The sequence below is a fragment of the Amycolatopsis sp. H20-H5 genome (assembly GCF_035828755.1).
GTDB lineage: Bacteria > Actinomycetota > Actinomycetes > Mycobacteriales > Pseudonocardiaceae > Amycolatopsis.
In genome coordinates, this window is the sequence record NZ_JAYMZS010000029.1 from 38,908 (window position 1) to 56,445 (window position 17,538).

At 69.8% G+C, this 17,538-nt stretch carries 17 protein-coding genes; 8 read left to right on the forward strand and 9 right to left on the reverse strand.

Translation table 11 applies throughout. From position 1 onward, the window contains the following. Nucleotides 1-3 precede the first annotated feature (3 nt). Nucleotides 4-1,389, forward strand: coding sequence for a dihydropyrimidinase (hydA, locus tag QMK34_RS18290; RefSeq protein ID WP_326415250.1), 1,386 nt, complete (start codon nt 4-6; stop codon nt 1,387-1,389). A 10-nt stretch (nt 1,390-1,399) separates the two neighbouring features. Further along, entirely contained in the window at nt 1,400-2,398 is a 999-nt protein-coding gene (locus tag QMK34_RS18295) for a TIGR03842 family LLM class F420-dependent oxidoreductase (protein WP_326415252.1), read from the forward strand. A 127-nt stretch (nt 2,399-2,525) separates the two neighbouring features. Here the strand turns inward: QMK34_RS18295 and QMK34_RS18300 are convergent, their stop codons facing one another. The 4 genes from QMK34_RS18300 to QMK34_RS18315 are packed head-to-tail and all read right to left on the reverse strand — an operon-like array spanning nt 2,526 to nt 5,385. Further along, nucleotides 2,526-3,764, reverse strand: a complete 1,239-nt coding sequence (locus QMK34_RS18300) for a serine hydrolase domain-containing protein (protein ID WP_326415254.1) — start codon at nt 3,762-3,764, stop codon at nt 2,526-2,528. A 9-nt stretch (nt 3,765-3,773) separates the two neighbouring features. Beyond that, on the reverse strand, nt 3,774-4,589 hold the full coding sequence (locus QMK34_RS18305) for a siderophore-interacting protein (RefSeq protein WP_326415256.1): 816 nt from the start codon (nt 4,587-4,589) through the stop codon (nt 3,774-3,776). 56 nt (nt 4,590-4,645) lie between these two features. Next, on the reverse strand, nt 4,646-4,966 hold the full coding sequence (locus QMK34_RS18310; RefSeq protein WP_326415257.1) for a hypothetical protein: 321 nt from the start codon (nt 4,964-4,966) through the stop codon (nt 4,646-4,648). 5 nt (nt 4,967-4,971) lie between these two features. Beyond that, the gene (locus QMK34_RS18315) at nt 4,972-5,385 is read right to left on the reverse strand and encodes an SgcJ/EcaC family oxidoreductase (RefSeq protein WP_326415258.1); all 414 of its coding nucleotides are present in this window, start codon (nt 5,383-5,385) and stop codon (nt 4,972-4,974) included. A gap of 126 nt (nt 5,386-5,511) precedes the next feature. On the opposite strand from QMK34_RS18315, the gene QMK34_RS18320 reads away from it, so the two are divergent. Next, nucleotides 5,512-6,213 (forward strand): TetR/AcrR family transcriptional regulator, encoded by a 702-nt coding sequence (locus QMK34_RS18320; protein WP_326415259.1) that lies wholly within the window; start codon nt 5,512-5,514, stop codon nt 6,211-6,213. A 6-nt stretch (nt 6,214-6,219) separates the two neighbouring features. On the opposite strand, the gene QMK34_RS18325 is transcribed toward QMK34_RS18320, so the two are convergent. The 4 genes from QMK34_RS18325 to QMK34_RS18340 are packed head-to-tail and all read right to left on the reverse strand — an operon-like array spanning nt 6,220 to nt 10,086. Continuing rightward, a complete protein-coding gene (locus QMK34_RS18325) occupies nt 6,220-7,251 on the reverse strand; it encodes a GNAT family N-acetyltransferase (protein ID WP_326415260.1) in 1,032 nt (343 codons plus the stop codon). Next, the gene (locus tag QMK34_RS18330) at nt 7,248-8,330 is read right to left on the reverse strand and encodes a hypothetical protein (protein WP_326415261.1); all 1,083 of its coding nucleotides are present in this window, start codon (nt 8,328-8,330) and stop codon (nt 7,248-7,250) included. The genes QMK34_RS18325 and QMK34_RS18330 overlap by 4 nt, the downstream gene beginning before the upstream one ends. Further along, nucleotides 8,327-9,364 carry a GNAT family N-acetyltransferase gene (locus QMK34_RS18335; protein ID WP_326415263.1) on the reverse strand — a complete coding sequence of 346 codons (1,038 nt, stop codon included), beginning with the start codon at nt 9,362-9,364 and terminating at the stop codon, nt 8,327-8,329. The genes QMK34_RS18330 and QMK34_RS18335 overlap by 4 nt, the downstream gene beginning before the upstream one ends. Continuing rightward, nucleotides 9,361-10,086, reverse strand: a complete 726-nt coding sequence (locus QMK34_RS18340) for a hypothetical protein (protein WP_326415265.1) — start codon at nt 10,084-10,086, stop codon at nt 9,361-9,363. Before QMK34_RS18340 ends, QMK34_RS18335 begins: the two co-directional genes overlap by 4 nt. A gap of 331 nt (nt 10,087-10,417) precedes the next feature. Here QMK34_RS18340 and QMK34_RS18345 point away from each other — a divergent pair, with 331 nt between their 5' ends. The 5 genes from QMK34_RS18345 to QMK34_RS18365 are packed head-to-tail and all read left to right on the forward strand — an operon-like array spanning nt 10,418 to nt 16,458. Further along, on the forward strand, nt 10,418-11,431 hold the full coding sequence (locus tag QMK34_RS18345; RefSeq protein WP_326415266.1) for a glycosyltransferase family 2 protein: 1,014 nt from the start codon (nt 10,418-10,420) through the stop codon (nt 11,429-11,431). Beyond that, the gene (locus tag QMK34_RS18350; protein ID WP_326415267.1) at nt 11,428-12,645 is read left to right on the forward strand and encodes an ATP-grasp domain-containing protein; all 1,218 of its coding nucleotides are present in this window, start codon (nt 11,428-11,430) and stop codon (nt 12,643-12,645) included. Before QMK34_RS18345 ends, QMK34_RS18350 begins: the two co-directional genes overlap by 4 nt. Continuing rightward, nucleotides 12,642-13,922 (forward strand): hypothetical protein, encoded by a 1,281-nt coding sequence (locus QMK34_RS18355; RefSeq protein WP_326415268.1) that lies wholly within the window; start codon nt 12,642-12,644, stop codon nt 13,920-13,922. Before QMK34_RS18350 ends, QMK34_RS18355 begins: the two co-directional genes overlap by 4 nt. Nucleotides 13,923-13,939: 17 nt before the next feature. Next, on the forward strand, nt 13,940-15,757 hold the full coding sequence (locus QMK34_RS18360; protein ID WP_326415269.1) for a carbamoyltransferase family protein: 1,818 nt from the start codon (nt 13,940-13,942) through the stop codon (nt 15,755-15,757). After that, a complete protein-coding gene (locus QMK34_RS18365; protein WP_326415270.1) occupies nt 15,754-16,458 on the forward strand; it encodes a hypothetical protein in 705 nt (234 codons plus the stop codon). The genes QMK34_RS18360 and QMK34_RS18365 overlap by 4 nt, the downstream gene beginning before the upstream one ends. Before the next feature lie 101 nt (nt 16,459-16,559). Here QMK34_RS18365 and QMK34_RS18370 read toward each other — a convergent pair whose 3' ends face one another. Further along, on the reverse strand, nt 16,560-17,480 hold the full coding sequence (locus tag QMK34_RS18370; RefSeq protein WP_326415271.1) for an NADP-dependent oxidoreductase: 921 nt from the start codon (nt 17,478-17,480) through the stop codon (nt 16,560-16,562). Between the last annotated feature and the right edge of the window lie 58 nt (nt 17,481-17,538).

Sequence of the window (17,538 nt, forward strand, 5' to 3'; positions counted from 1 at the left end):
CCGATGACGACGCTCATCAGGGGCGGGCAGGTCGTCGGCACGAGCGGCGCGACACTCCAGGACGTCCTGGTCGACGGCGAAAAAATCGTCACCGTCGCCGCGCCCGGCGTGCTGACCCAGGCCGACGAGATCCTCGACGCGACCGGGAAGTACGTGCTGCCCGGCGGGATCGACGGCCACACACACATGGAGATGCCGTTCGGCGGGACGCATTCCGTCGACACCTTCGCCACCGGCACCACGGCGGCGGCGTGGGGCGGCACGACCACGATCGTCGACTTCGCCGTGCAGGCCAAGGGCACCTCTCTGTTGTCCACTTTGGACAAATGGCACGAGAAGGCCGACGGGAACTGCGCGATCGACTACGGGTTCCACATGATCGTGAGCGACGTGAACGACGCGTCGCTCAAGGAGATGGAGACCTGCATCTCCGGCGGGGTCACCAGTTTCAAGATGTTCATGGCCTACCCCGGGGTGTTCTACTCGACCGACGGCGAAATCCTGCTGGCGATGCAGAAGGCCCGTGAAACCGGGTCGACGATCATGATGCACGCCGAGAACGGCATCGCGATCGACCAGCTCGCCGCGCAGGCCTTCGCCTCGGGCCTCACGGAACCGGTGCAGCACGGGCTCACCAGGCCGCCGGAGCTCGAGGGCGAGGCGACGTCACGGGCGATCACGCTGGCCAAGGTGACCGGCTCGCCGCTCTACATCGTGCACCTTTCGGCGGCGCAAGCGCTGGCGGCCGTGGCGGAGGCACGCAACGAGGGCCAGAACGTCTTCGCCGAGACCTGCCCGCAGTATCTCTATCTGTCCATAGAGGACTTGGCGAAGCCGGACTTCGAGGGCGCGAAGTTCGTGGCCTCTCCCCCGCTGCGGGAGAAGTCGCACCAGGCGGACCTGTGGCGTGGCCTGCGGACGAACGACCTGTCCGTGGTGTCGACGGATCACTGCCCGTTCTGTTTCAAGGACCAGAAGGAGCTCGGGCGCGGCGACTTCCGGGCCATCCCCAACGGAATCCCCGGGGTCGAGCACCGGATGGACCTGCTGCACCAGGGCGTCGTGGCGGGCGAGATCTCGCTGGGCCGCTGGGTGGAGACCTGCTCGGCGACCCCGGCGAAGATGTTCGGGCTGTATCCGCGCAAGGGCGTCATCGCGGCGGGTTCGGACGCGGACATCGTGATCTACGACCCCACGGCCAAGCAGACACTGTCGGCCGAGACGCACCACATGAACGTGGACTACTCGGCGTACGAGGGTTTCGAGCTCACCGGCAAGGTCGAGACCGTGCTCTCGCGCGGGCGCGTCGTCGTGTCGTCCGCGGGCTTCAGCGGCAGCACTTCGCACGGGCGGTTCCTGCACCGGGACCTGAACCAGTACCTCAACTAGGGAGCCGGGCATGGATTTCGGAATCGTGCTGCAGACGGACCCACCCGCGCGCGAGGTCGTCCGGCTGATGAAAGCCGCCGAGGACCAGGGTTTCCGCTACGGCTGGACGTTCGACTCGTGCGTGTTGTGGCAGGAACCGTTCGTCATCTACTCGCAGATCCTCGCGGCGACGTCGTCCCTGATCGTCGGGCCGATGGTGACCAGCCCGGCCACCCGGGACTACTCGGTGATGGCGTCGACCTTCGCCACGCTGAACGACATGTTCGGCAACCGGACGGTCTGCGGCATCGGGCGTGGCGACTCGGCGCATCGGGTGGTCGGCAAGCCACCGTCCACTTTGGCCACGTTGCGCGAGTGCATGCACGTGGTCAAGGACCTCGCGGAGGGCCGCGAGGTGACGATGAACGACACGGCCGTGCGGATCCCGTGGGTCCGCAATGGACGGCTCGAGATGTGGATGGCCGGGTACGGGCCGAAAGCGCTCAAGATGGTCGGCGAGCACGCCGACGGATTCATCCTGCAGTGCGCGGACCCGGCGATCACGAAGTGGACGATCGGCTCGGTCCGTGAGGCGGCGCGGGCGGCCGGGCGGGATCCCGGCGGCATCACGATCTGCGTGGCCGCACCGGCGTACGTGGGCGACGACCTGGCGCACCAGCGGGAGCAGCTGCGCTGGTTCGGCGGGATGGTCGGCAACCACGTCGCGGATCTCGTCGGCCGCTACGGCGACACCGGACAGGTGCCGCGCGAGCTGACCGATTACATCCGCGAGCGGCAGGACTACGACTACGCCCACCACGGCCGGGCAGGGAACCCGTCGACCGACTTCGTGCCGGACGAGATCGTCGACCGCTTCTGCCTGCTGGGCCCCGCGTCCGCCCACATCGCGCGCCTGGAGGAGCTGGCCGAGCTGGGCGTGGACCAGTTCTCCCTCTACCTCATGCACGACGAGCGCGAGGACACCCTGGCCCGCTACGGCTCGGACATCGTCTCCAAACTCACCACCTGATTGCCCCTGAAGGCCACCTTCACAGCGTAAAACGCCGTGAAGGTGGCCTTCAGGGGCAGTCCCCGCGACGGGAGCCGGGCCGCATTGCGCCGGAGTTACGCCACGGTGGCGGGCATCGGACCCGGCGTCAGTCCACCAGGGCCTGGTAGACGAGCTGACGCAGCTGGGCGCGGATCGGGTACGTGCTCGACGGCAGCAGCTGGGTGAAGAACAACACGGTGAGGTCCTCGTCGGGGTCCACCCAGAACGCCGTGCTCGCCGCGCCGCCCCAGGCGTACTCCCCGGCGCTGGCCAGGGTTTTCGCCGCCACCGGGTCCTGCAGCACCGAGAAGCCGAGGCCGAAACCGTGGCCGTCGAACGGCGTCTCGGCGAACAGCGGCCTGCCGAAGGCCTCCAGGTCGGCGTTGCCGGGCAGGTGGTTGCTGGCCATCAGCTCGACCGTGCGCGGGCCCAGCAGGCGGACACCCTCAAGCTCGCCGCCCCGCAGCAGCATCTGCGTGAACCGGTGGTAGTCGGCGGCGCTGGACACGAGCCCGCCACCGCCCGAAAGACAGGACGGGGGACGGACGCCGACCGTGCCGAAGCTGTCGTTCCTCTTCGCGACACCGGTTCCCGGGGTGGGCACGTACAGCGCGGCGAGCCTGTCGCGCTGGGCCTCGTCCAGCACGAAAGCCGTGTCGTGCATGCCGAGCGGGGTGAAGATCCGCTCGGCGAAGAAGGTGTCGAGCGGCGAACCGGACACAACCTCGACCAGGCGGCCGAGGACGTCGGTCGCCACCGAGTAGTTCCATTCGCTGCCCGGCTGGAACACCAGCGGCAGCCCGGCCCACGCCCGGCAGGCTCCGGCGAGGTCGAGGCCGTCGGGGACGCCCCATTCGAAGCCCGCCGCGCGGTACATCGCGTCCACCGGATGGGTGTGGTGGAACCCGTAGGTCAGGCCTGCGGTGTGGGTCAGCAGGTGCCACAGGCGGATCGGCTCGGTGGCCGGTTCGGTCATCGACCGCAGCGCCGAGCCCTTGACGTACACGCGGGGCTCGGCGAACTCGGGCAGCCAGCGCGAGATCGGGTCGGTGAGGTCGATGAGCCCCTGTTCGACCAGCATCATCGCAGCGACCGAGGTGACCGGCTTCGTCATCGAGAAGATGCGCCAGAGCGTGTCGGTCTCCACCGGCAGCCCGGCCTCGAGGTCGCGCTGCCCGGCACTGCCCAGATGCGCTATCCGGCCGTGCCGGGTGACGACGGCGAGCCACCCCGGCAGCCTGCCGTCCTCGACGTATTTCGCGAAATGGGTGTCGATCCGCTTCAACCGCTCGGCGTCGAATCCGACCTCGGCCGGATCGACGTCCACCTTCAACTCAGTCGCCATGCCAGCAGGCTACGCGTTTTCGCGCGCCCGCTCGGCCGCCTTCTCCTCGCGCCAGGCCTCGTCATCCTTGCCGACGCGCCAGTACCCGGAGATCGACAGCAGGTCACGCCGGACGGCCCGGTCGCCAAGCAGGTAGGTCCGCAGCTCGCGGACGAAGCCTGCCTCGCCGTGCACGAAAGCCTGCACGACGCCGTCATGCCACTGAAGCCCGCGCACGGTCTCGGCGACGTCGCCGCCCGAAGCGCGGTGGACCCAGGTGATCTGCGCGTCGCCCTTGGTGGGCAGCGGCAGCTCCTCGGCGGCGTCCTCGACGAGGATCACCGCCCGGACGGGTGACCCCGGCGGGATGGCTTCGAGCGAAGCGGCGATCGCCGGCAGGGCGCTCTCGTCACCGACCAGCAGATGCCAGTCCGCTTCGTCACCGGGCGCGTAACCGCCACCCGGCCCGGCGAGCAGCAGCTCGTCACCGGGTTTCGCGGCGGCCGCCCAGGGCCCGGCGAGGCCCTCGTCCCCGTGGTGCACGAAGTCGAGCACCAGCTCACCGGCCCCGGGGTCGTACGAACGGACCGTGTACGTCCGCGTCTTCGGCCACTGCTCGCGCGGCAGCTCCGCACGGACCTGCCGCAGGTCCAGCGGCTCGGTGTACTCGACGCCCGGCACCCGGAAGGTGACCTTGACGTAAGCGTCGGTGAACGCGTTCGGGGTGAAGGTGGCGAGCCCCTCGCCCCCGGCCACGATCCGGATCATGTGTGGGGTGAGGCGCTCGGTGCGCAGCACCTTCAGGCGGGTCAGCGGCGCCGCCTTGCGTCCTTTTTGCTCGGCCATCTGCGGCTCCCTGTTCGACGTTCGCTGCCTTGAACTAAGGCTAGCCTAAGCCCACCCTACCCCCGACGCGAATCGTCGAGCTCCCGCAGCAGCTCGGCGAAGCCGGTCCGCACCCGGGCGCGGAACCCGATGAACAGCCGATTGGCCAGCGGCACCGCCCAGCGACCCCGGGACGCGACGTTGTACACACGGTGCGTCACCCTGGTCCCGGCCGGATCCTCGGCGACCAGGTATTCGCCGCGATACCACCAGCCGCCCTGCCGCGCGACGAGCCCGCGTTCGCGATCGGCTTCCCAGCCAGGGGACCGGAGCCGCCCGGCGATCCCGTCGAAGACCTCGGTGACCGGCGCCCTGACGACGCCGGTCACCTCGACCATCGGCTTCACGCCGCGCGCGGGTCCGAAACCCGGGTGTTGTGGAACGACGCGATGAGCCAGCCACCGGACTCCCGGACCAGCACGTACGTCAGCATCGACTCCCGGCCCGGCCCCGGCACCCCGCGCCCGTCGAGCGCGGACCCGCCACCGGCGACCACGACGGCGACGTCCTCGCGCAGGAACCGGACCCGCGGAGGCGATCCGGCTTCCACCAGTTTCATGCCACTGAGCGGGCCCTCGAACAGTGCGCGGTGACCGTCCTCGATCGCCTGGCGGCCGGGCATGTTCATCCCGAAGAAGGTGATGTAGTCGGCGTCCTCGGTGAACAGGCGGCCGTAGGCGGCGGCGTCCCCGGCGTTCCAGGCCTCGGGCAGCGCGGCGAGGACGGCGAGTACTTCGGACGTTGACGCGGTGGTCATGACAGCCTCCCAGACTGGGCGCGAACGCTGTTCGTTCGACGAACACTGTTCTACAGGCGAACGGCGTTCGCGTCAAGTACAGTGTTCGTAATGTTCACAGCCCACCACCTCAGGAGGTAGGAACCCGTGACCGTCCCCTCGCCGCCGTGGCGCCGCGAACCCCCGCGCCGTGCCGCGAAGCCGGTGCTCTCCCAGGACCTCATCGTGAAGACCGCGCTCGAGATCGTGATCGCCGAGGGCGTGGACGCGGTGAGCATGCGGCGGGTCGCGCAGGCGCTGGACACGGGACCGGCCTCGCTCTACGCGCATGTGGCGAACAAGGACGAGCTCCAGGAGCTGATGGTCGATCGCGCGCTGAACCTCGGCGAGCTGCCGGAACCCGACCCGGCGCGGTGGCTCGAGCAGGTCAAACAGCTGCTGCGGCAACAGGTCCAGGCGCTGATGACCTATCCGGGCATCGCGAAGATCGCCTGGAACGTCGTGGTCCCGGTCGGCGAGAACGCGCTGCACCAGGGCGAGGCGATGCTGAAACTGCTGCGGGCGGGCGGCCTCGACCTCCGCCAGGCCGCGTTCGCCGGGGACGCGCTTTGGCTCTACACCAAGGCGTACGCCTACGAAGCCAGCGGCTGGGCGTCCGGCGAGTTCGACGAGGCGGAGGTCGCCGAGCGCGGCAGGCAGATGACCGAGTACATGCGGTCCTTGCCGCCCACGGTCTTCCCCAACATGCTGCAGATCGGCGAGCTGTTCAACGCCGAAACCGCGCGGGAACGCTTCGAGTTCGCCCTCGACATGTTCCTCGGCGGCCTCAAAACACTGGCGGACAGCTGAAAATTCTCACCACACCGGGATCACCGCGGCGTACTGCGGCACCAGCTCGGCGCCGAGCGACTTCTTCACCTTCGACATCTTCTTGCCGAGCACGAGGGCGGGCCTGCCGACTTCGAGGGCCCAGCGCACGCATTCACCGTAGCAGTGGAAGTACAGATTGGGCCTGCCACCGGCTTCGACGGGCACGGCCGACCAGTGCCGCATGATCGGGCGCACCGGGTCGTCCAGCACGATCGCGACCGCGAGCAGCCGCCCGGAACCCGTGTCCGTGTACCGGATCACCACGACGTCGGGCTCCGCCAGCAAGGCCGTGAGGTAGCCGGTGAACTGCGGCAGCGGCACGATCGGCACGTCCCGGTGCTTGACCTCGTTGTGGCGCAGCAGTTCCGCCACCGCGGGGACGTCCGCGTCCCGGCCGGGCACGACGTCGATCGCGAGGGCGGTGTCCGCGTCGACGTCCCGGCCGATCTTGCGCAGGCTGGTCCGCCGGGCCTTCGGCAGCGACGCCGCCCACTCCGCACGGGTGGCGAACCTGGTCAGGTCGAGCACCGCGACGTCCTCGGTGCGCCGCACCAGGCGCAGGCGCCCGCTCACGGTGGCGACGCCCTCCTGCCCGACCTGCCGCAGGAGCATCACGCGGAACCGCGTGCCGAGTTCGGCCCGCATGGCGCGGGCGTACCCGTCGAGCAGCTCGCGCACGCCACCGTCGGGGCCCGCGTCGGCGAACCACCAGCCGGGCGTGGCGCTGGTTCCCGGCGCACGCACGTCGAGGCCACCCAGCAGGCCCAGCCCGGAGCCCGCGCGGGCGAACCGGTTGCGCCGCACCCCGCCGGTGACCCAGGCGGCGCAGACCACACCGCGCACGTCGCCGCCGTCCTTCAGCACGGTCACCGGCTGGTACGTCCGCGCGCACCAGGCCTGCCGGTTCAGCACCTCCCAGCTCCAGTCCGCGCGCAGGCCCGCCCGTTCCCGCAACGCCGTCCAGTACTCCGGCCGCGGGTCGAACCGCGGATCCAGCACCTCCGCCGTGACGCTCACCGGCCGAGCACCGGCCTCGGGACGGCGACGGAGAACAGGGGCCGGGTGCCGAACCCCAGTGCCCGCTTGACCGGCAGCAACGCCCGGCCCGCGGTCAGCTCCGGCCGGTCGTGCTCGATCATGAGCCGCACACACCTCGCGTAACAGTCGACATGGAGATCCTTCCGGCCCCCGTCCGCGTTCGGCCGGGCCGCCCAGTGGTGCACCGCGGGGCTCGTGGGGTGGTCGAACATCGTGTTGAAGCCCAGCAGCCGCCCGCGTTCGTCCCGGTAGGTCCTGGTGACGACCTCAGGCCGGGCAGTGAACGCCTGGAGGTACGCCGACGCGACCGGGCTGCGGGTGTCGAGGTGCAGGCCGCCGATGCGGCTGCGCTGGCCATCGCGCCAGGCACGGTCGTCCTGCCGGGCCCGATGCGCGTTGAGCAGCGTGGCCAGTGCGGGCAGCTGCGGGATTTCCTTGCCCTGGAACGTTTCCGTGTGCACCCCGGAGTCCTCGGCGAAGGCGCGCACGGTCTTCCGCAGCACGGGGTCGAGCGTCGCGGCCCAGTCCTGGGCGGAGTCGAACCTGTTCTCCAGCACCGCCACCGGGTCGATCTCGCGCGTCAGCCTGCCCCGCCCGTCGATCGCCGGAACCAGCTCGGGGGTCATCGCCCGGTAGACCACGCCGAGCAGACCCGGTCCCAGCCTCCGCCGCAGTTCCCGTTCGAACAGCCGGATCGCGCCGCGGCGAGCGTCGGCGTCGAGACGGCCACTGAAGACACACGCGGGATAGCCGCTGAGCAACGGCAGGTAGACCTCGGCCCACCGGGGCCGCAGCCGCCGGGTCCTCGCGGACGGCCGGGGCGCGAAGGCCTGCTCACGCCAGCCGCGGCACACCAGTACCGAAAGCGCGCCCACCACCGCCCCGCCCGCACGGATCAGCGCGAGCACAGGCGGGTTGCGCGAAAGCCAGGCCTCGGCGCGCAGCACCTCGTAGTCCCACACCGGCGGCAGTTTGGCGCGGTGACGGAAGAACGACCAGCCCTCGGGTTCGACGCCCTCGCGCGGGTCGACGATCTCGACCGCCAGTACGTCGTTCACCGGCCCAGCACCGGCCTCGGCACCACGGCCACGTGCAGCTGCCGTGGCCGGAAGCCGAGGTTCAGTTTCAGCTCCCCCATCCCGCGCCCCGCCGAGAGCTCCTTCGCCCCGCGCTGCGTCATGTACCGCACGCCGCGCAGGTAGGAGTCGAAGTAGATCTGCCGCCGTCCGCCCTCTTCGGGCGTCAACGCGGCCCAGTGCTGCAACGCCGGGCTGTCGGGGTGGTCGAGCATCGTGTTGACGCCCAGCAGCGTGCCCTGGTCATCGTGGTAGGTCAGTGTGTGGACGTCCGGGCGGCGCACGAAACTCTCGAAGTACGCGGGCGCCGGCGGCGTGCGGGTGTCCAATTTGGCCTTGCCGAAGCGCGTGCGGTGGTGGTTGACCAGGTGGGTGATGGTGACGATGTCGAGGTCGGTCCGGCCGGGGCCGCCGCGCACGACGAGCGTCGGATCGTCGCGCAGCTTGCGGGTGTGGCGCCGCATGCTGCTGCGCCGGTTGACGTCCAGCGACGCGATCCAGTCCTCCTCGGTGGTGAACGTGTTCTCCAGGATCGCGGTCGTGTCGACCGCCTTGATCAGCCGTCCCGGCCCGGCGGCCAGTGCCGCGAACTCCTCGCCCAGCGCGCGGTAGAGCACACCGAGCAAACCGGGGCCGAGGCGGAAACGCAGGTGCCGTTCGAACCGGCGGAGCAGCTCCCGGCGGTCACCGGCCGGCACGTCCGGCGAGAACGCGACACCGGGGTAACCACTGAGCCACGGCTGGTAGACCTCGGCCCAGAACGGTCGCAGCAGTGGCCTGCCCGGCAACGGGGCGAACCGGGGCGACAGGCGCGGGCGGCAGACGAGCACGGACATCGCCGCCACGATCGCGCCGTCCGCGGTGGCGGTGACCAGCACCGGCGGATTCCTGGCCAGCCAGGCTTCGAGGCGCATCAGCTCGTAGCCCCAGACGGGGTGCAGCCGGGCCTTGGCGCGGAACCGCGCCCAGCCCGCCGGTTCGGGATCGGTGCGGGGGTCGAGGATCTCGAACTTCACGTCAGCACGACCGGGGTGCCGTGGCGGGGGCAGGGTTCGACCGTGCCGCGGACTCCCCCGGCGACAACGACGTCCACCAGCCGAGGGGAATGCTGACGCAGCAACGTGAAAACGAGCCCGGCGCTGGTGCTCCTGGCGTACACACGGGTCCAGTCGAGATGCCAGCGCCCGCACTCGCCGAAGGCGCCGAGATAGCCCAGCAGCGGGTCGTGCAGGACACCGAAGGGCCCGTTGTCGAGCGAGTCGAGCTCGCGGTGTGGCACGGCGGCGACCTGGCGGACGAGCTCATCGGGCAGGGTCGCGGCGAACGCGGCGACGGTCTTGTCCTGGCCGACGGCCACCACGGTCCCGTTGCCCCGCAAGGTGTTGACGAGCGCGGACAGGGCGGTGTCTGGCGGGGAGTCCGGGTCCAGCACGCAGCCGCGTACGCCGGGCGGGAGGTACGCGGGCGGGCGCGGCAGCCGCGGGTCGAGCACCACGACGACGTCCCCGGCGGCGACCGGCCGGGCGATCCGCAGGACGCGGCCCAGCCCCCGGCACGGCTCGCTCGTAGCGGCGCCCCCGGCGAGCGGGACCAGGTCGACGAGCTTGCGGACAGCCTCCTCGGCCGGGAGCGCCCCGCCCGTGCTGCCCGTCCGGCCCTTCACCACGACGGGATCTTCCCGGCCGTCGAGCGCCCAGCGCTCCCGGTAGAGCGGCACGGTCGCGAAGGAAGAACGCACGGTCCTCAGATAAGCGGCACGCCAGAGTGCGCCGACCCCCAGATTCCACATGGCGGCGGAGTCTGCCACTTCGACCGGCCCGGCGGCACCACCGAGACCGAAGCGCTACCCGAAACACGAAAGACCAGACTTTATTGCTGGGCTGAACGGACGAATTCACAGAAGAACAGTCCCCAAATACCGGTTCGTCTGCCTATAACGGTCGGAACTTCAACTTCCGGCGGAGGCACAACCGGCCTCACCTGACCTGATCTGGGGACCCCATGCACAGCACTGACACGGTCGGTAATTCCCTGGCCACAGAAACAGTACTACCGACCGGAACCAGACGGTGACCAGCACCTTCACCCTTCCGGCCGAAGGTGGACTCACCGTAGTCGTTCCGTGCTTCAACGAAGTCGAAAACGTCGAACCCTCTTATCGGGAAATAATAAACGAACTCGCTGAGTACACACTCGACATACTGTACGTGGACGACGGCAGCACCGACGGAACACTCGAAGTGATACGACGACTGGCCGCCGCCGACCCTCGGGTCCGGTTCGTGTCCTTCACTCGTAATTTCGGCTTCGAGGCCGCTTTTTCTGCCGGATATCGCTACGCGCGACTACCGTGGGTACTACATATAGACGCCGATCAGCAGTTCCCGGCTGCCGAATCGAAAAAATTGATCATGAAGGCCGGGCAGGGTTTCGACGCGGTCTTCGGAATACGGACGAATCGCCAGGATCCGCTACTGCGGCGCTGGGGCACGGCGACCTTCCACTTCCTGGGCGGGCGGGTGCTGCGCATCGAGATCCCCCGGGGCGCGACCGCCTTCCGGCTGGTGCGCACCGAACTCGCCAGGACGATCGTCGAACTGCGGCTGGGCACCCCGTACTTCCTCGCCACGGTGCCCCGGCTGACCAGCCGCTACGCCACGGTCCCGGTCGCGCACCGCGCCCGCGAGCGCGGGGAGTCCAAGGTGGGCTTCGGTTTCCTGAGCTCGCACGCGATCGAACTGTTCGTCGGCTTCACCCGCAGGCTCACCACGGCGGCTTCCGCGACGGCGCTGCTGGCGTCCGGGGTGGCCCTGCTCGCCGGGGCCGGTGTCGCGGTCGGGGTACTCGGCGCGGCCGCGGTGTCGGTGACGCTCTTCGTCCTGCTCGCGGTGCTGCTGGTGGTGCTGTCGCTGACCGTGCGCTACCTCGTCGTGGTCGGCGCCGGGCAGGCCCGGCCACGGCAGTTCTACGTGCGGGAAGCGAACTTCGCCGTACAGGCGGAAGACCGGCTCTTCGCCCCGGGGGACGAGGCAGCGGGACACAGATTGAAGAACGTGAACCTGGGGAAAGGCGTTTCAGCGTGAGAACACTCGTAGTACTCGGTGGGGCCGACGGCTCGGTGGGGACCTACCGGCGAGCCAGGGAGCTCGGCTACCGCACACTCTGCGTGGACATCCGGTCCGGGGCACCGGGAGTGGCGTTCGCCGACGAGTTCCTGCAGCTCAGTGTCCGGGCCCCCGAACAGATCGCGGCCGCGCTCGACGGCCGCGACGACATCGCCGCGGTGCTCTGCCCGGCCAGCGACGTCGGCCTCCCGGCCCAGGCGTGGCTGACCCGGCACTGGAACCTGCCCGAACCGCTGCCCGACGCCGCCGTGGCCGCGTCGGTGGACAAGTCCGTGTTCCGCACCCTGTGCGACCGGATGGGCCTGCCCAGCTACCGCAGCGTCGGCGGCGTGCCGGGGCCGGAACTGGTCCACGCCGCGCAGCAGCTGCGTTTCCCCACCCTGGTCAAGCCGGTCGACTCCTCGGGCAGCCGCGGCGTGGTCGCCTGCGCCGGGCCGGGGCGGCTGCACACCTCGTTCACCGAGTCGATCGCGTTCTCGCCGTCCGGGCGGCTCGTGGTCGAGGAACACCTCGACGGCAGGCACTTCACCATCGAGGCGCTGGTCTCGCGCGGGCGGATCGTCTTCCACGCCGTCACCGAGCGCACGATCACCCCGCCGCCGTTCTTCGTCACGTCCTCGCACCTGCTGCCCGCGGAGATCACGCCGGAGACCGACAGCGAGATCGAGCGGATGCTCACCGACGTGTGCGCCGAGCTCGGCTACCGCACCGGCGCGCTGACGGTGGACGCCGTACTCGGGCGCGACGGCAGGCCGTACCTGATCGAAATGGGCGCGCGGATGGGCGGCAACGGCCTCGCCGAGGTCATCGAGAGCTGCTACGGCGTCGACCTGATGGCCGCCGGGATCGCGCTGGCCGTCGGTGAACAGCCGGTGATCACGCCGCGACCGCCGATCCCGACGCTAGTGCACATGCTGGCCTCGGACCGCGGCGGGCACCTCGCGCGCATCGAGGGCGTCGACGAGGTCCGCGCGATGCCCGAGGTCGTGGAGCTGCGCCTGTTCGCCGAGGAGGGCTCGTACATCCGTCCTTACGAGCAGGCGGGCTACAAGCTCGGCCAGGTCGTGCTCAGCGCGGACTCGGTGCCGAAGCTGCTGGCGGCCGAAGGCGCTGTCCGTGGCACGCTGAAGTTCCTGCTCGACGAGCAGGACATGGCGGTACCCCTGCCTTGACGACCCCAGCCTTGACGCCGTTGACCGGAGCCGGGCCCGCGGCGTCCATCAGACCCGCGATGGTGCTGCGGTTGCTGGCCGGGCGTGGCGCGTTCCGGCTGGCGATCCAGGTGATGGGCGTGGTGCTCATCGCCGCCTGGGGCAAGGGCGACTACGGGCGCTACGCGAGCGCGCTCGGCCTGACCACCTGGCTCAACTTCGTGCCGACAGCGGCGGAAAAGTCCGCGCTGAAGATCATCCCGCGCACGCGGCTCACCCGCGACGCGGTGGCCGGGCTCGCCGTGCGGATCGCGGGTGTCCCGGTGCTGGCGGTGCTCGCCGCGCTCGTCGTCGCGCTGGTCGTCGCCCCGCGTTCGGAGGCCGCGCTGTACCTCGCGGCGGCGGCGTGGTCGATCTCCGGGGGCATGCTGATGACCTCGTCGGGGCTGCACCGGCTGCGCGGGAGGTCCGGTCGCGACGCGGCGGCGTTCACCGCGGGCGCGCTGCTGGTGGGCCTGGCGACCGTGGCGACCTGGTCGGTGCGCTGGTCCCCCACCGCGCACCTGATGCTCCTGCTCGGCGGGCTCCTCGTCATCCTCGGCTGTTCGATGGCGGCGCAGCCCCGCGCGTGGCTGCGGGGCGAACGGCTGGACGGGCACCGGTTGTTCCCGGCTTTCGCGCGCACCACGGTGCTGCTGGGGATGACCGAGCTGCTCGACGTGCTGGCCGTCTCGGCGGTGTTCGGCGTGCTCGCACTCACCGGGCAGACGGTGGAGAGCGGGCCGTTCTACCTGGCGCTGATGGCGTCGAGCGCGTTCTGCTCGCTGTTGTTCTACCAGCTGCGGCTGCACCAGCCCGGGGCGTCGCACCGCCTGCGCGGCACCGGCGCGGCGGCCGGGCTGGTCCGGGCGGCCGGGCTGATGCGGCTGATCGAGCGGGCCGGACTCGCCTTCACGATCGTGATCGCGCTCGCCTTGGCCGTCCCCACGACACGGGACGTACTGTCCGAAAAGGACACACTGGCGGCGTATGTGACCCTCGGGGCGTTGGTGCTGTTCGAAACCGTGCTGTACGCGATCGCACTGTACGCGGGGTATCTGGTGGAGAACACCAACAGCAAGGTGCTCACGCTGACCTCGTCCTCGGCCGTCGTGGCACTGGTCGTCACGATCGCCATCGCGGCGCTGGCCGTCCCCGTGCTCGGGCCGATCGGCGGGTTCGTCGCGCTGATCCTCGGCATCGCCGCCAAGTCCTTCGCACTCCGGCGCCTGCTGCCGCGCCGCCCACTCGGATCCTGACACGGGAGAAAAGAACCATGTACGTACTGGGAATCAGCAGGGTCCACGACTCGGCCGCGGCGCTCGTGCACGACGGCGAGATCGTCGCGTTCTGCGAGGAAGAACGCTTCACCAGGGTGAAGCACGACGGCGGTTTCCCCGCCGAGGCCATCCGGTTCTGCCTCGACCGCGCGGGCATCACGCTCGCCGACGTCGACCACGTCGCCTACTACTGGCAACGCTGGAAGGAACCGATCCACGCCGCCAAGGTGTTCGCGAAGTACTTTCCCGCCACCCTGGAGGTCTTCCGCAACGACAACGGCGAGGAAGGCGGCAAGTCCGCCAGCCTGGTGGAGACGCTCAAAACGGGTGGCGGCAAGGGCGTCGACAACTACCATGTCGGCGGCGCCGTCCTCGCGCACTTCAAGCGTTCGTACACTTTGGAGCGTGACCTCAAGGACGCGCTGGAGTTCACCGCGCCGACGAGGTTCAAGGTGCACCTGGTCGACCACCACCGCTCGCACGCGGCGAGCGGCTACTACATCTCGCCGTGGGACGAGTCCGCGGTGCTCACCCTCGACGGCATCGGCAGCGACGGCACAAGCACGTATCTGGCGCACGGCAAGGGAAACCGGATCGTCGACCTGCGCCGGATCAAGTTCCCGCACTCGCTCGGCGCGATGTACGCCGGCGTCACCGGCCACCTCGGGTTCTACCCGACGATGGACGAGGGCAAGATCATGGGCCTCGCGCCGCTGGGCGACGACACCTTCGTCGACGCGTTCAAGCAGCTCATCCACCTCGACGACGACGGCGGTTTCGAGCTCGACCTGAGCTGGTTCCGCCACCACCGCACCGGCAAGCACCTGATGTCGAAGAAGTTCGCCGACGCCTTCGGTCCCGCGCGGCCGAAGACCAGGGTGACCGCGGAAAACCCGGTGCCGCAGCACTACTGCGACCTCGCGTACGCCCTCCAGATAACCCTCGAAGAAGCCGGGCTGCACCTCGCACGCTGGCTGCAGCGTGAGACGGGCTCGAAGCGGCTGTGCGTCGCGGGCGGTGTCGCGCTCAACAGTGTGATGAACGGCCGGATCCTCCTGGAGACACCGTTCGAGGACTTCTTCGCCCAGCCCGCGGCGGCCGACGACGGCTGCGCGCTCGGCGCCGCGCTGGAGGTGTCGGTCGCGAAGTACCACCGCCCGCGCCCGCGCACCGGCTACACCTACACCGGGCCGGAGTACACGGAGAACGAGATGGAGGTCGCGCTGCAGGACGCCGGGGTCGAGTACGAGCGCGTCGCCGACATCGCCGCGCACACCGCGAAGAGCATCGCGGACGGCCGGATCGTCGGCTGGGTGCAGGGCCGGATGGAATGCGGCCCGCGCGCGCTGGGCAACCGCTCGCTGGTGGCCGACCCGCGTGACCCGGAGTCGAAGACGCGGATGAACGAGAAGGTCAAGCACCGCGAGGCGTTTCGCCCGTTCGCGCCGTCCTGCCTGATCGAGCGGGCCGGTGACTACTTCGTCAGCGACTACCCGTCACCGGTGATGCTGCTGGTGTTCGACGTCCTGCCGGACAGGCGCGACGAGGTCCCGGCGATCACGCACGTCGACGGCACCGCGCGCGTGCAGACCGTCAGCCGCGAGGACAACGAGCTGTACTACCGGATGATCAGCGAGTTCGAGAAGCTCACCGGGGTGCCGATGGTGGTCAACACCTCGTTCAACGACAACAATGAGCCGATCGTCGCGAGCCCGCAGGACGCGATCGCGTGTTACCTGAAGACCGACGTCGACGCGCTGGCGCTCGGACCGTTCTGGGTCGAGAAGACCCGGCTGGAGGAAGAGACCGAATGACCGCGGAAACCGTCCGTCCCCCGGCTCCCGCGCAGAGCGGCTGGGTGGGCGCGCTGTACCGGCACCGGAGCTGGCTGTGGCTGGTGCCCGCGGTCCCGGCGGTGCTGATCACGCTGCTGGTGATGGTGGTGCTGCCGCCGGACCAGACGCTCGACAACCTGGGCGACTGGCTGTTCAAGGTGAGCCCGTTCGTGTTCGCCGTGGCCACGGTCGCGCTGTTCCCCCGCACGAAGGTGGGCCCGGCGCTGATCGTGCTGGCCGTGTTCGCCTACATGTCCTATTTGGACACCGAGCTGGTGATGCGGGTGCAGGCGTACGCCCGCGACGCGGCCACGGACGACAACGCGTTCCAGCCGGTGTACCAGTTCGAGCTGTTCGTGACGACGTTCATCGTGCTGTTCGGCCTGCTCGCCTACCGCCTCGGCGGCGGCCGCACGGCGAACGTCCTCAAAGCCGGGATCGCGTCGATCCTGGTGGTCGTCTCGGGCGTCAACGACCTCACGTTCTGGGCGCTCAACGACGTCTGGGCGGCGGGAACGAAACCGACCGAGCTGAAGTGGGCGTCGCATATGATCGTCTTCCTCGGCGGCCCGCCCAGCGTGCCCGCGGCGGTCGCCTTCATGGCCGTCCACCTCATCCTCGCCGCCGCCGTACTCGCGCTCCCCCTTGGCCGCTGGGTCAACCGCGCCCTCGCCGTCTAGAGGTCCCTGAAGGCCACTGTCTCTTCTCAGGCCCGTCGCCTCGTCGGCGACGGGCCTGACGGCGTAATACGCCGTCATGGTGGCCTTCAGGGACAGTCGGGTCAGGGGCGCAGGACGATCTTGCCGCGGGTGTGGCGCTGTTCGAGGTCGCGGTAGGCGGCGTGGACCTCGGCGAGGGGGTAGACGCGGGCGATCGGGACCTCGAGGAGACCCTTCGCCGCGAGGCTCACGAGCTCCCCGAGGACAGTGGCGTTGGCTGCCACGGCACTGCCTTCGACCTTGACGCCGTACTTTTTCGCCGCCGCGTAGTCGATGATCGTGTCGATCCGGTCGGTGTGGACGCCCAGCCGCAACGCGAGTTCGACGTAGCCGTCGCCGTAGGTGTCGATGAACGCGTCGATCTCGCCGTCGGCGGCGGTCCGGATCCGCTCCTCCACCCCGTCGCCGTACGCGACCGGGATGACGTCCTGCTCGGTCAGCCACGCGTGGTTCGCTTCGCTCGCCAGGCCGATCACGATCGCGCCGGTGTACTTGGCCAGCTGCACCACCAGCGAGCCGACCCCGCCCGCCGCCCCGGAAACGACGACGATGTCACCCTCGCGCAGGTTCACCGAGCGCACCGCGGCGTACGCGGTCGTGCCCGCGATGAACAGGGCTCCGCCGGTCTCCCACTCGACGCCGGTGGGACGCGGCACCAGGTTCTCCGCTTCGACCAGCACGAACTCGGCGTGACTGGCCCGGTTGTGGCTGAAGCCGATGACCTCGTCCCCGACCACGATCTCCTGGACGCCTTCGCCGAGTTCCGCGACCACCCCGGCGAGGTCACTGCCCTGGCCGGAGGGGAACGTGGCAGGCCACTTTTCGGCGAGCACCCCCTCGCGGATGGCGGCTTCGCCGGGGTTGATCCCGGCGGCCTTGACCTCGACGAGCACCTGCCCCGGCCCGGGGGCCGGGCGCGGGACGTCTTCGACCCGCAAGACGTCGATCCCGCCGTACTCACTGAAACGCACCGCCTGAGGCATACCGGCTCCCTTTGCTCGTTCGGTGCTTCGGCCCAACGACGGACCCGGCGGGTTTATG

What these genes read in the sequence shown, in the direction of transcription:
- hydA (WP_326415250.1), top strand. Translation starts at nt 4, where the DNA reads ATGACGACGCTCATCAGGGGCGGGCAGGTCGTCGGCACGAGCGGCGCG.
- QMK34_RS18310 (WP_326415257.1), bottom strand. Translation starts at nt 4,966, where the DNA reads ATGGTCGAGGTGACCGGCGTCGTCAGGGCGCCGGTCACCGAGGTCTTC.
- QMK34_RS18315 (WP_326415258.1), bottom strand. Translation starts at nt 5,385, where the DNA reads ATGACCACCGCGTCAACGTCCGAAGTACTCGCCGTCCTCGCCGCGCTG.
- QMK34_RS18300 (WP_326415254.1), bottom strand. Translation starts at nt 3,764, where the DNA reads ATGGCGACTGAGTTGAAGGTGGACGTCGATCCGGCCGAGGTCGGATTC.
- QMK34_RS18370 (WP_326415271.1), bottom strand. Translation starts at nt 17,480, where the DNA reads ATGCCTCAGGCGGTGCGTTTCAGTGAGTACGGCGGGATCGACGTCTTG.
- QMK34_RS18305 (WP_326415256.1), bottom strand. Translation starts at nt 4,589, where the DNA reads ATGGCCGAGCAAAAAGGACGCAAGGCGGCGCCGCTGACCCGCCTGAAG.
- QMK34_RS18365 (WP_326415270.1), top strand. Translation starts at nt 15,754, where the DNA reads ATGACCGCGGAAACCGTCCGTCCCCCGGCTCCCGCGCAGAGCGGCTGG.
- QMK34_RS18295 (WP_326415252.1), top strand. Translation starts at nt 1,400, where the DNA reads ATGGATTTCGGAATCGTGCTGCAGACGGACCCACCCGCGCGCGAGGTC.
- QMK34_RS18360 (WP_326415269.1), top strand. Translation starts at nt 13,940, where the DNA reads ATGTACGTACTGGGAATCAGCAGGGTCCACGACTCGGCCGCGGCGCTC.